The sequence below is a fragment of the Cellvibrio sp. BR genome (genome assembly GCF_000263355.1).
GTDB lineage: Bacteria > Pseudomonadota > Gammaproteobacteria > Pseudomonadales > Cellvibrionaceae > Cellvibrio.
The window spans coordinates 307,462-320,515 of record NZ_JH668201.1 but is presented as its reverse complement, the minus strand read 5'-3'; the positions used below and the strand labels follow the sequence as shown (position 1 = coordinate 320,515).

Sequence of the window (13,054 nt, the reverse complement as noted above, 5' to 3'; positions counted from 1 at the left end):
CTAATTACAACGCTTTTTATTATGACTTTCACCATTACCGCCTGCACTACAAAAAAATTGGCAAAACCCGAAGAGTACTCCGCTCCAGAACTAAATCAAGCGATAGGATCAATTGAAATTATCGATGGCCGCGCCTTGCATTTGATCGATCCAGCACAAAAGCTTTTTATCCGCGCCGATGGATTTCGCTGGACTGAAGGGCCACTGTGGGTTGATGAATTGCAAGCATTGCTATTCTCAGATATTCCCAACAATCGCATTATGCAATATCAACCCGGTCTAGGAACTCGCCTTTATTTAGAACCCGCTGGTGCAACTGCACTCTTCTCTGGCGATGACAATGGTGGCTCCAACGGATTGCTGCTCAATAACAAAAATGAATTAATTCTATTGCAACAAGGCGACCGACGCGTCGCACTTATGGCTACTCCATTAAATCACCCTGCCCCAAAGTACAAAAGTATTGCCAGTGAATTTCAAGGAAAACGGCTCAACAGCCCTAACGATGCCGTATTCAGCCGCAGCGGAATTTTATACTTTACTGACCCGCCCTACGGCTTGGCAGGCGGCATGACCGACCAACGTAAAACTCTAGAATTTCAAGGAATTTATAAAGTTACCGCTTCGGGAGAACTGGCACTACTGGATGATCAAGTGAAATTTCCCAACGGTATTGGTCTCTCAACAGATCAGAAAACTTTATATATAGGCGTATCAGATCCAGAGCATCCCCATTGGTTAGCCTACGATCTGGATGAGCAGGGAAACACGCGAAATAAACGTGTGTTTTATGATGCGAGTGTACTCAAAAATAATGCCAAACACCAAGGTGTACCCGATGGCATGGAGACACACTCATCCGGTGTTTTATTTGCGACAGGCCCCGGCGGCGTATGGGTATTTTCTCCGGCGGGTGAAGTGCTCGCTAAAATTCACACCGAAAAACTCACCGCCAATTGCACGCTTTCCAGCGATGAAAAAACCCTATTTATTACCGCCCACGACACGTTAATGAGCCTGTCATTAAAATAATTATTCGCCTTGGAAACGAATATATTTCACAGATTTAAAAATTTTTAACCGCAAGAGAGGAAAACCAATGAAAACAAATCAACTACGATTAATCAAACAGATGCTTGCTGGCACTTTGGCAGGGCTATCCCTCAGCTGCGCCGCCAGCCAAAATTCGCCACTAGGCAGCGTTGAAAACTTTGATAGTTTTTCACTGAATAAAGCTATGGAAAATAACGTCAAGGCAAGCTTGATAGAGGGGCAAGAGAAAAAATATGGCAAGGCATTAAAACTGGTATTCGAACCGCGCGAGGAATCTACAATTGAGCTACCTACTCCCGCGCAAGGTTATTGGAATTGGGATTACACAGGTGATTTAAATCTGGCACTGGACGTGAGCAATCCAGGCAGTCAATCATTTCAATTTTGGCTGACATTAATGGATGCAAACGGCCGCAAACAAGAGCGCAGCGCAGTGATTGATGCGGGGCAATCTGCCCGTTTTTATGCACTCTTAACCGGGCGTGTTGCCAATGCGCAAACCGGCATGCGTGAAACTCCACCGGCGTGGCAAACTAGCGAAGAGAAATTGGCATGGCGCTCAGGCGACCGCGATTTTGATTTCACTAAAGTCACTAAAATTATTTTCAAAGCTTACGCCCAGTTTGAAACCAACACCTTGATTGTGGACAACCTTGAGCTGCGTGTTAATCCAGCCCAGGATCCTGAATATCTGGTAGGAATAGTCGATAAATTTGGTCAAGCCGCCAAAAAAAATTACCCCACTAAAATTCATTCAGAGAAACAATTAAAAGCAGCGGCAGATGCCGAGTTAGCCAGCTTGGCCAATGCCAAACAACCGGAAGACAGATCACGTTTTGGTGGCTGGAGCAAAGGCCCTAAATTGAAAGGCACAGGTTATTTCCGCACCGCAAAAGTAGATGGCCGCTGGTGGATGGTAGACCCAGAAGGCTATTTGTTTTTTTCCAGCGCTATCGCCAATGTGCGTATGGCTAATTTAGAAACCATCACTGGTTATGATTTCAACGATGCCAGCGTGCGCAAAATAGATCCGGAAGAATTAACCCCGGAAGATTCGCGCGATATTATCCCGGTCGGTAAAAAATCATTGAACTCTCGTTTTCTCGCATCGCCACTGCGCCGTGAAATGTTTGAATGGTTGCCCCCCTACGATCACGCACTCGGTGAACACTATGGTTACCGGCGCACAGTGCACCAAGGTGTGATCGAACACGGTGAAGTGTACAGCTTTTACAAAGCCAATCTGGAGCGCCGCTACGGCCAAAGCTCACCCAATTCCTACATAAAAACCTGGCGCGATGTGACTCTGGATCGCATGGTGGATTGGGGCTTCACCTCATTTGGTAATTGGATTGATCCGATGTTTTACGACAACCAGCGCATGCCATTTTTTGCCAACGGTTGGATTATCGGCGACTTCAAAGTGATTTATTCCGGGCAGGATTATTGGTCGCCACTGCCCGATGTTTATGATCCGGAATTTAAACGTCGCGCACATTTGACCATCAAACAAATTGGTCGCGAAGTAAAAAACACACCCTGGTGTGTCGGTGTATTTGTGGACAATGAAAAAGGTTGGGGCTCGATGAAAAATGACCGCGCTCATTTTGGCGCTGTGTATTACGCATTAAGCAGAACCGTTGATGAAAGCCCTGCGAAAAAACAATTTACACAATTGCTCACTAAAAAATACAGCGATATAACAGCGCTAAACAACGCTTGGGGCACACAGATCGAGTCATGGTCAAGCTTTGCCGCAGGCATCACTATGGATGAACTAAACGATGCCTCACGCGCAGACTTTTCTATGCTCTACGCCGACTATGCAGAAACTTATTTCCGTATTGTCAGCAGCGAAATTAAACGCGCCCTACCCAACCATATGTATATGGGTGTGAGAATTGCCGCCGAATGGGGTATGCCTGTTGAAGTGGTCGCCGCTGCAAAAAAATACAGCGATGTATTGAGCTTTAATAATTATCGTGAAGGCATGCACCCTGACACTTGGGAATTTTTAAAAGATTTAGATTTTCCCACCATCATCGGTGAATACCACATAGGCTCAACATCGGATACAGATTTTTATCATCCAGGATTAGTGATTGCTGCCGACCAAACTGACCGCGCAAAAATGTATGAAAACTACATGAATAGCGTAATCGACAACCCTTATATGGTGGGCGCGCATTGGTTCCAATATATTGATGACCCAGTCACCGGCCGCGCATATGATGGCGAAAATTACAACGTAGGCTGGGTAAGTAATACCGATATTCCCTATCAACCCATGGTGGATGCTGCCAAGCGGGTGAATAAATCACTCTATAAACGTCGCAGTAAAATAGCGCCCATACAATAATTACCGAAAATCATTGCGGCAATAAAAGCGTCAGACCTACGACTGACTCAATCATTGAACTTGAGCAAGTTGTCGGTCTGGCGTTTTTTATGAACTGTAAACATCGGCAATATTTAAACAAACGCTTACACAATAAAAAATCCTGAACGTAAATTGCCACCCGCATTACCAGGTTATGTCGCAATTTACGCTCAGGCAATTTGTAATTTAATTAGGGAAATGACTGTAATTTAACTTACCGAATATTCGCTTTGAGCGCGGCAGTGGCTTCGCGAATATTGTCTTGGCGCAGTGCATCGCTAATTGCTCTATGCTCATTGACGCAATCCACTGGTTTGGTGATACGTTTGTAGTTCATGCGCATACGCAAAATAATGGGTTGCCACAAATTAACCAACTCTTCTCCGCCTGCTTTCATCACCAGATAGCGATGGAAATCCATATCGGCTTTGGTAACTTCGGTATAATCTTCACTATCAAAAGCATTTTGCAGGCGATCCAGTATTGCATCAAGCTCAGCAAAATCCGCCTCTTGCAACTTACCTTTCAAGCTTTTTACCGCATGAAGCTCAATCTTGGTACGGATATCGATCATCAGCTCCTGCAGCTCTGGTGAGAGCACGCTATTCACCGAAACACCACAATTATTTTTAGCGACCAATAAACCTTCTTTAGTGAGTTGCAGCAATACATCGCGAACCGGGCCGCGTGAGACACCAAAACGCTCCGCTAGCGCGACTTCATTTAATTTGGCATTGGGCGGCATATCGCCCGCAATAATGTCAGATCTGATTTGATCAGCAATTTGATCCCGAACTGGAATGATTTTTTTTGTTTCTTTCATGATCTGGATGACCTTCTCGAAAATAGCCTTATTGGAGAGTTTTATAAGGCTAAGCTATTTGCAGACATTAGACAATAATCTGAGCAAATAACAATGGGTAGATATGACCATTTGTTTCCAAAAAGCACATCTACCCATTGAGCCCGGCCATTATATACGGCAGGTTAACGACTAGTATTTCTCACTTAAATAAACTGTTTTCTTTTCCAAATATTGTTCCAAACCATACTTGCCATCTTCGCCGCCAGCGCCGCTCATCTTCCAACCATTATGGAAGCCTTGATGCTGCTCGCCAATACCACGATTGACATAGACCTCCCCCACTTCCATTTCCGCAATAGAGCGGTGGATGTAATTCAGGCTCTGGGTGAATAAATAGGCAGAAAGACCGTATTCACTGTCATTGGTGTAAGCAATGGCCTCATCGATACTGCTGATTTTCACGATTGGTAATATGGGGCCAAAGGTCTCTTCGTGAACCAAAACATTATCTTGTTGCACATTGACCAGAACCGTAGGCTCATACCAATTGCCCTGCTCAAAACCGGGCACTACCGCAGGTTTACCGCCACAGGCTAATTCAGCCCCCTGCGCCAAACCTTGTTTTACGAGACCATCAATCTGCTCAATTTCGCGGCGATTAACTTTAGGTCCCATTTGTGTTGCAGGATTCATTGGGTCGCCTACCACCAAGGCCTTCACCTTAGGTACAAACTTGGCAACAAACGCGTCGTACACCTTTTCATGCACATAGAGACGCTCGGCACAGGTACAGACTTGTCCGCAGTTGGCAAAACGCGCCCAGAGCGCCTCTTCAGCGGCCAATTCCAGATCGGCATCTTCCATCACGATAAAGGGAGCTTTTCCACCCAGCTCCAACATCACAGGGGTTAAATGCTGCGCACTGGCTTTGTAAATGATTTGTCCGGCCCGGGTGCTACCAGTCATGGTAATTAAACGGGTGATAGGGCTTTCACATAGGTGCTGCCCTACTACCGAACCAGAGCCATTCACAATATTTAATACACCAGCAGGAATACCCACTTCGTTGGCGATACGCCCTAATTCCATAGTGGTTAATGGTGTTTCTTGGGTAGGCTTCACCACAATGGTGTTACCAGTGATCAGTGCCGGGCCAATTTTTCGGCCTGCCAATGCCAGTGGAAAATTCCAGGCAGTAATCGCCACCACAACACCGCGCGGCACTTTGTGGATGTAGATTTTTTCATTGGGTTTATCGGAAGGTAAAATATCGCCTTCTATCGTGAGCGCATTGTCGCAGGCGTATTCGATAAACGTGGCCGTTGCAGTTACTTCACCGCGCGCCACATCGAGCAACTTGCCCTGCTCTTGCACCAACATAGTGGCAAGCAATTCAGTTTCATTGCGAATGGCCTGAGCGAATTTACGCAGCAATGTTGCACGCGCACGCGCCGTAAGGGCAGCCCAAGGCTTTTGTGCTGCCTGTGCTGCTTCTAATGCATCCTGTGCATCTTCTTTACAACCTTCGGGGATGCGGCCAATTTCAGCACCCGTGCTTGGGCTGTAAACAACAATATGCCCATTGGCTTTTGATGACACATATTGGCCATTAATAAAATTGAGATCATTTTTCATCGTGTTTATCTCCCCATCCAGCCGCCGTCAACCAACACGGTGCTGCCGTTCATATAGTTAGATGCGCTTGATGCCAAAAACACCACCGGACCTTTAAAGTCTTCCGGCGTGCCCCAGCGGCCCTGCGGAATACGACTAAGAATAGACGCAGAACGATCTTTGTCATTGCGCAAGGCTTCAGTGTTATCGGTAGAGATATAACCGGGCGCAATGGCGTTCACATTAATCCCGTGCGATGCCCACTCATTCGACAGCGCCATCACCAACTGGCCTAAAGCACCTTTACTTGCGGCATAGCCAGGCACAGTCACGCCACCTTGATAGGTTAACAATGAAGCGGTGAAAATAATTTTTCCGCTTTTGCGCGCAAGCATGGTTTTGCCAATTTCACGGCTCAAAATAAATTGTGAATTCAGGTTTACATTGATCACCTGATCCCAGTATTCATCGCTGTGTTCGGCCGCAGGTGCACGCAAAATTGTACCGGCGTTATTGACCAGAATATCAATCACCGGATGCCCTGCTTTTACTTTTTCAATAAAGGCATAAAGACTGTCGCGATTAGCAAAATCACATTGATAAGCACTGAATTTTTTTCCGGTAGCCGTTACCGCTTTTTCAATCTCTGAGCCTTGCAACTCCAATGATGCCGATACACCAATAATATCTGCACCCGCTTCTGCCAAGGCCACCGCCATTGCTTTACCAATGCCGCGTTTGCAGCCAGTGACCAAAGCGACTTTACCGTTTAAGCTAAATTGTTCCAACATAATCGTGATTACTCCGCGCAAGACACAAGGGCTTTCATACCAGCAGGATTGTTATCCATGCTCGCAAAAGCGCTGCCAATGTTGTTCAAGCTAGATACCGAACTAATGAATGGCTCCAGCTTTACTTTACCGGATGCAACCAATTCAATGGCCATATCAAAGTCAGCCGCTTCGTAAACGCGCGCGCCAACTAACTCAAGCTCTTTCCAGAAGAATTGGAACAGATCCACTTCAGGCTTTTGCGAGTGAATCGCCACCATACAAATACGACCGCGCACAGAGGCAATCTTGGTCATAGCTTCAATCGCCGCTTTCACACCAGACACTTCAAACACAACATCTGCGCCCTTGCCGTTGGTCCACTCTTTGACAGCTGCATCTAAATCTTGCTCAAGCGGATTAACGGTTTTAATACCATTTTTCTGGGCAAATTCATTGCGCACCTGATTCACTTCCGAAATCATGACCTCAGCACCAACACTTTTTGCCACCAGTGCAACCAACTGACCAATGGGGCCGCCACCAATAACCACCGCTTTTTCACCAGCCTTTAAACGCGCACGGGAAATATCGTGCACTGCTACAGAAAGTGGCTCAATCAATGCGCCTTGTTTTAGATCGATATTGTCAGGCAACTTGTGCAAAGTGCGCGCTTTTACAGTCCATGAATTTTGGAAAGCGCCTGGGCTATCGATACCCATAAATTTTAATTTGTGACACACATGGCTGTGTCCTGCAGTACACGCAGGACACTCGCCACAATAATCGAGCGGGCGCACAACAACGCGATCACCAATGGCAAAACCTTTTACATTGGCTCCCATCTCAACAATGGTGCCCGACATTTCATGGCCGATAATTTGCGGCGGTGCAACGCGCTGATCCATAACACCGTGATAAATGTGCATATCCGTTCCACAGATACCTACAAACCCTACTTGCAAACGCACTTCATCCGCAGCAGGAGCAACCATTTGACCTTCAACAACCTGAAAGCCTTTATTACCAACATATTGAGCAGCTAACATAATTTCGATCCCCTCAGGATTGTTTGATTAAATGTGGACGTAATAATTTTTCATCAAATGTCACACCGGTTCCCGGCTCATCGGAAGCGATTGCAAGGCCATCGGCGATCACAATTGGACGCGTGGTGTAAACATCAATAGGAAAGGAGTGAACTTCTAGATAACCCGCGTGCGGCTGGGAAGACATCAGCGATACATGCAACTCATGCATGCCGTGACTGCAAACAGGCAAGTTGTGCGCGTAAGCAAGCTCAGCGACTTTTAACCAGCCGGTGATGCCACCGATATTGGATGCATCTGGCTGCAAGAAACCTAATTTGGCTTGTCTGATGGCATAGGTAAATTCATGGATGGTGTGCAGATTTTCACCCATCGCCAAAGCGATGTTAATGCTGTCTGCAATCCGGCCATAACCTTCATAGTCATCGGGAATGGTTGGCTCTTCAAACCAGGTGATATCGTACTGCTCTATCGCCCGGCCAAAACGAATAGCTTTTTCAACGGTCATTGAATAATTGGCATCGACCATAAAGGTGGTCTGCTTACCAATTAGTTCACGAACCGCAGCAACGCGCGCAACATCTTCTTTGTAATTGTCTTTACCGACTTTGATCTTTACCGCGTTAAAACCGCGATCCAAATAACTATCGATATTCTTCAATAGTTTTTGTTCGCTGAAATTCAAATCAATTCCACCCGCATAGCAGCGGGTTTTATTACTGGCGGCGCCAGCCAATTTCCACAAAGGCAAATTCAAGCGCTTACAGCGAATATCCCACAGGGCGATATCGACCGCAGAAATTGCAAAACTAACCAAACCGCCGCGACCCACATAGTGCAGGTGCCAACCCAAATCCTCCCAAATTGCATGAATATCCGATGCATCACGACCAATCAGCATTGGCTTTAGTTCGTCATCCAAAAGTGAGTAAATGGCGCGTCCGCCCTTGCCGCCGGTATAAGTGTAACCAACACCTTCGGTGCCATCCTGACAATAGATGCGGCACACCAGCAATTCAAAGCAGGTGTGATCGCCGTGTTTTGCATCGGATAACACCTCGGCCAGTGGCACTTGGTAGTATTCAACTTTGACGGCTTTGATATGTGTTGCAGAGAGTTCGTTGTGACTCACGCAAGAAATTGTATTTAGCATAGACCTATCCCGATGCATTTGTTTATTGTTAACAATCTACACTCAGGATAAACACTTGTAAAGGAGAAAAGTCTGATAATTTCAAAAGTGGGATACGGAAATGCAATAACGATAGAAAAGCACTAAAGCGCGAGGTAATACTTACCAATACGGCCAGATGGCGGCACTTTTTGCCTACATCTGGCGAGCGATAAGAGACTAAACAGAAGAGATAAAAACAGCTGCGATCAATAACCAGGGTTTTATTTGACGGCGACAAGTTGACTCTCGATTTCCTCCAAACTTTTCCCTTTGGTTTCCGGCACCATTTTTAGAACAAAAATAGCACCCAACACGCAAAAGCAGGTATAGATCAAAAATGTGACCGCAACACCCTGAACCTCTATCTGCCACGGGAACAATGTAGGCACCAATACGCCACCAAAGAGTGTACAGACCAGCGCACAAGCAGGAATGGCAACACCCCTGATGCGCGTAGGAAATATTTCGGAAAACAAAATCCACATGACTGGGCCTAAGGAAAAGTTAAATGCCGCCACAAAACTAATTAATCCAATAAACACCAGCACACCCTGCATATGCGCAGCCGTATTCAGCAAATCAACCTGAAGTGAACCCAGCGCTGCCGATCCTAAATGAGTCACCAATGCCCCTTTAAATTCCAGATCACTGGCATACTCAACCCCAAACATAGGGGCCAATAGTGACGTATCAATCCGATCAGCGAAGGCTGCGACGGATTCTGCGCTCAACATATAAGTCGCCCCCGCAAAACAATAAGTCACCACTCCCATGCTCACAGCAGCCCAGACCGAACCCCAGAGCAAAATAGGACGGCGCCCCATGCGATCAATCATCACCAGCGCCAGAAATGTAAAGAACAACCCTATAGCACCAACCCATACGGTTTGCTGAAAGGCGCTTGCATCGCCACCGCCCACCTGCGAAAAAATAAATGGCATATAACCTAAAACAGCATTCATACCGCACAAAGATTGCAACATGGCCGCACCAGCGCCAATGAATAGCGCGATACGCAACCTGGATTTAAACAACAACCCCAGCTGCTCACTCACACTCAGCGAATGCTCAGCACCTTTTAAGTTGTCACAAATTTGTTTGAACTGCTGGGCAACAATCTCAGCAGGTGCAATTTTGGCAATTACCGCTTCCGCCTTATGCTTTTTACCATTCATCACCAGCCAGCGCGGGCTCTCCGGAATGAAAAAGAGCAGTAAAAACCAGATTAACGCAGGCAAAATCTCCGAGCCCAACATCCAACGCCAACTGGTTAACTCGGTCAAACCAATCCAATTTGCCCAAGCAGGTTGCGTGCTAATTACTGTCACTATGTAGAAATTTAATAGCTGCGCAATAAAAATCCCCAACACAATATTCATTTGATTCAGGCCCACTAACTTACCGCGCAAGTCTGGCGGTGCAATCTCACCAATGTACATTGACGCAAGCGTAAGAGAGGCAAAGGCTAAACCACCCAAAAAGCGCGCAGCAAAAAGCGTCTCAAAACTAACAGCAAATGCCGACCACAACGCAGAGATTAAATACAATGCAGCAATGAACAATAGGGTATTTTTACGCCCAAATCGCTCACAAAAATAACCCGCACAAAGAAGCGCAACAATTGACCCAAGCCCCGTAGAACCACCAACAATGGCACCCACCTGAAAGGCCGTTAAACTAAATTCAGCAATAATGTATTTAATGGTGCCGGAAATCAGTGCTATATCCAGGCCAAATACAAATCCACCTAGAGCCACAATAAAGGAAAAGAAAAATGCGTTTCTATTTGCTCTCTGCATATCTAATTACCACTCAATAGTTATTATTTGAACTGATCGCCCAGCCCATAAATACCGACAAAATCAAACCTACTGCAATTACTCTGGTGCATCAGGGGCAGATCTGCAGAACACACACCACTTTAATCGAAACTCTAAATCAAGTGTAACACGCGCCACTTTTGTTAACAATTAAATATATACATGTTATAAATCTACTGTTAACCTTCGCATTGCAGCCAATCATTTGGCCAAATAAACATAACCATTGCAGGTGTGATATGAAACTCACTCAACTAATTAGCATCGCAACCTATACCCTTATTTTGGGCGGCTGTGGCGGTGGCGGAACATCAACTCCTCCAGCATCAAGCAAAGCCAGTGTCAGCCCCACACAATCGTCCACCTCCGTTAGCAGTTTAGTCGCAAGTAGCAGCACTAGCCTGTCGAGCACACCGAACAGCTCAGTCGCTTCAACTGACAGCAGGCCGAAAATCAGTTTCAATAGAGACATCAAACATATTGTTGGCGATATCCACAGTTTTGATCGGCGCAAATTCATCACCATTCACTCGTCCAACACCGAAGCCGACTGGTTTGGTTCAAACGCCCAAAGTTTGGGAGCCCCCAACGCCTCACCTGACCTGATTACCGAAGTCATGGACGGCTATGACGTGTATTTCGGCCGCGATACCGGCGGCATCACCTGGCAACTCGGGGAACTCAATCAAGACCCCGCTCGCCCGGGTTTTGTCAGCGAGAGTCACGCCCAAACCAAAGGTGGCGACGCACGCTGGGTGTATAGCAACAACGCCAACAGTGCCAAAATTCGTCAGTTTGAAAACCGGCTAACAGATATGATTATAGGGGCGCAGCAACACCCCTTCTGGCCAGATGGCAAACTGACCCGCAAAGGCTGGGCACTCTCACAGACCGATACCCCCAGTGAACCTTTTGGAACTGCCACTGGCCACTACATGGGGCAGTATCTGGCAAAATACTTTAGTAAAGGCGCTGGCGATTTATTTGGCCAACCCAAACCACTCTATGTTGAAGTGATGAATGAACCTCTTTATGACCTGGTGGATGCTAGCGCATCACCAGTGCCAGTAGAAAAGGTGTTTCAATTTCATAATACGGTGGCCGCAGAAATTCGCAAAACCAATAGCGATGTTTTAATTGGCGGCTACACAGTGGCCTTTCCCGATTACGATAAAAATGACTTTCAACAATGGCTAAACCGCGACAAAGTTTTTATTGATCTGGCCGGTGCCAATATGGACTTTTACTCAATCCATCTCTATGACTTTCCGGCGCACAATAATCGCGAGAAATATCGTCGCGGCAGCAACGTCGAGGCAACCCTCGATCTGCTCGAGCAATATGACACGATTAAATTTGGCAAGATCAAGCCCTTAGTGATATCGGAATATGGCGCCAGCATTCACTCCATGTTTTCTGATCCCTGGACCCCACAGCGCGACGGATTACGCCTGATTGCATTTAACGGTCTATTGATGAGTTTTCTTGAACGCCCCAACAATATTGCTAAAACGATTCCGTTTCTGCCGATAAAAGCCGAGTGGGGCCGCGTTAATGGCATACCCTACAATGACCGCCTTATGCGTCAACGCAAAGAGGCACCCGGCGAAACTGGTGACGAATGGGTTTTCACTGACATGATCAAGTTTTATCAATTGTGGTCAGACGTAAAAGGAACACGTATTGATATTACCTCTAGCGATCCCGATCTGGTCGTCAATGCTTATGCCGACAATAAGCGGGTGTATCTCATCATTAACAATTTGGAATTTAACGCGCAAGAATTCACACTGAATGATTATTCATTAAATAATCCTGCCTTTGCCAATGCGACGATTAAACACTTACATCTGGATAGCCAAAACGCGCCGGTCTTAAGCGAAACGGTTAGCGACAAGTTTCCAGATTCGTTAAGCATTGGAGGTAGTGGCACCATGATCATTACCATGAACTATGAAAGTGCAGTAGTAATCGATCAAACTAAAGTTGAACAGAAAACATATGCAACAAATTATTTGCAGGCAATTAAAACCAATAGTCCCCTTAACTTTGCGATAAACGGCATCACTCCAGCAGCATTTGGAGAGGCTACGTTACGCTTGGGCATAGGTAGGGATCACGGAAAATCCTTGCAGCCTAAAGTGACCATTAATGGCACCGAAGTAACTGTACCAAAAGATTATCGCGGCTATGATCAATACCACCAAGGCAAAGGGCGGGAAAACTTTTTTGGTGTAATTGAAATCCCTGTGCCCTATTCAATCCTCAAAGCTAACAATCAGATTGAGGTGACCTTTGCGGATGATGGCGGCCACATAAGCTCAGCGGCATTAAGAGCATTTCACTACAGCCGAAACTTTACCCACTAAACATTCTTTGTCGTGCCGTT

General features: G+C 46.2%; 9 protein-coding genes. 3 read left to right on the top strand and 6 right to left on the bottom strand.

Annotated features, from left to right (window positions below; genetic code table 11):
* Positions 1-21: 21 nt before the first annotated feature.
* On the top strand, positions 22-1,032 hold the full coding sequence (locus tag O59_RS06620) for an SMP-30/gluconolactonase/LRE family protein (RefSeq protein WP_007640796.1): 1,011 nt from the start codon (positions 22-24) through the stop codon (positions 1,030-1,032).
* Positions 1,033-1,099: 67 nt separating this feature from the next.
* On the top strand, positions 1,100-3,412 hold the full coding sequence (locus O59_RS06615) for a beta-galactosidase (protein WP_007640794.1): 2,313 nt from the start codon (positions 1,100-1,102) through the stop codon (positions 3,410-3,412).
* A 235-nt stretch (positions 3,413-3,647) separates the two neighbouring features.
* Here the strand turns inward: O59_RS06615 and O59_RS06610 are convergent, their stop codons facing one another.
* The 6 genes from O59_RS06610 to O59_RS06585 form a co-directional block, all read right to left on the bottom strand.
* Positions 3,648-4,256 carry a GntR family transcriptional regulator gene (locus O59_RS06610; protein WP_007640793.1) on the bottom strand — a complete coding sequence of 203 codons (609 nt, stop codon included), beginning with the start codon at positions 4,254-4,256 and terminating at the stop codon, positions 3,648-3,650.
* A 171-nt stretch (positions 4,257-4,427) separates the two neighbouring features.
* Positions 4,428-5,873, bottom strand: coding sequence for an aldehyde dehydrogenase (gene aldA, locus O59_RS06605; RefSeq protein WP_007640790.1), 1,446 nt, complete (start codon positions 5,871-5,873; stop codon positions 4,428-4,430).
* 5 nt (positions 5,874-5,878) lie between these two features.
* A complete protein-coding gene (locus tag O59_RS06600) occupies positions 5,879-6,643 on the bottom strand; it encodes an SDR family oxidoreductase (protein WP_007640788.1) in 765 nt (254 codons plus the stop codon).
* Between the two features lie 8 nt (positions 6,644-6,651).
* Entirely contained in the window at positions 6,652-7,671 is a 1,020-nt protein-coding gene (locus O59_RS06595) for a zinc-binding dehydrogenase (RefSeq protein WP_007640786.1), read from the bottom strand.
* A gap of 13 nt (positions 7,672-7,684) precedes the next feature.
* Complete coding sequence (locus tag O59_RS06590) at positions 7,685-8,824, bottom strand: mandelate racemase/muconate lactonizing enzyme family protein (protein WP_040391650.1); 1,140 nt, start codon at positions 8,822-8,824, stop codon at positions 7,685-7,687.
* Positions 8,825-9,066: 242 nt separating this feature from the next.
* Positions 9,067-10,644, bottom strand: coding sequence for an MFS transporter (locus tag O59_RS06585; protein WP_007640783.1), 1,578 nt, complete (start codon positions 10,642-10,644; stop codon positions 9,067-9,069).
* A gap of 260 nt (positions 10,645-10,904) precedes the next feature.
* Here O59_RS06585 and O59_RS06580 point away from each other — a divergent pair, with 260 nt between their 5' ends.
* Positions 10,905-13,034 (top strand): hypothetical protein, encoded by a 2,130-nt coding sequence (locus O59_RS06580; protein WP_007640782.1) that lies wholly within the window; start codon positions 10,905-10,907, stop codon positions 13,032-13,034.
* Positions 13,035-13,054 lie beyond the last annotated feature (20 nt).

What these genes read in the sequence shown, in the direction of transcription:
- O59_RS06620 (WP_007640796.1), top strand. Translation starts at nt 22, where the DNA reads ATGACTTTCACCATTACCGCCTGCACTACAAAAAAATTGGCAAAACCC.
- O59_RS06615 (WP_007640794.1), top strand. Translation starts at nt 1,100, where the DNA reads ATGAAAACAAATCAACTACGATTAATCAAACAGATGCTTGCTGGCACT.
- O59_RS06610 (WP_007640793.1), bottom strand. Translation starts at nt 4,256, where the DNA reads ATGAAAGAAACAAAAAAAATCATTCCAGTTCGGGATCAAATTGCTGAT.
- aldA (WP_007640790.1), bottom strand. Translation starts at nt 5,873, where the DNA reads ATGAAAAATGATCTCAATTTTATTAATGGCCAATATGTGTCATCAAAA.
- O59_RS06600 (WP_007640788.1), bottom strand. Translation starts at nt 6,643, where the DNA reads ATGTTGGAACAATTTAGCTTAAACGGTAAAGTCGCTTTGGTCACTGGC.
- O59_RS06595 (WP_007640786.1), bottom strand. Translation starts at nt 7,671, where the DNA reads ATGTTAGCTGCTCAATATGTTGGTAATAAAGGCTTTCAGGTTGTTGAA.
- O59_RS06590 (WP_040391650.1), bottom strand. Translation starts at nt 8,824, where the DNA reads ATGCTAAATACAATTTCTTGCGTGAGTCACAACGAACTCTCTGCAACA.
- O59_RS06585 (WP_007640783.1), bottom strand. Translation starts at nt 10,644, where the DNA reads ATGCAGAGAGCAAATAGAAACGCATTTTTCTTTTCCTTTATTGTGGCT.
- O59_RS06580 (WP_007640782.1), top strand. Translation starts at nt 10,905, where the DNA reads ATGAAACTCACTCAACTAATTAGCATCGCAACCTATACCCTTATTTTG.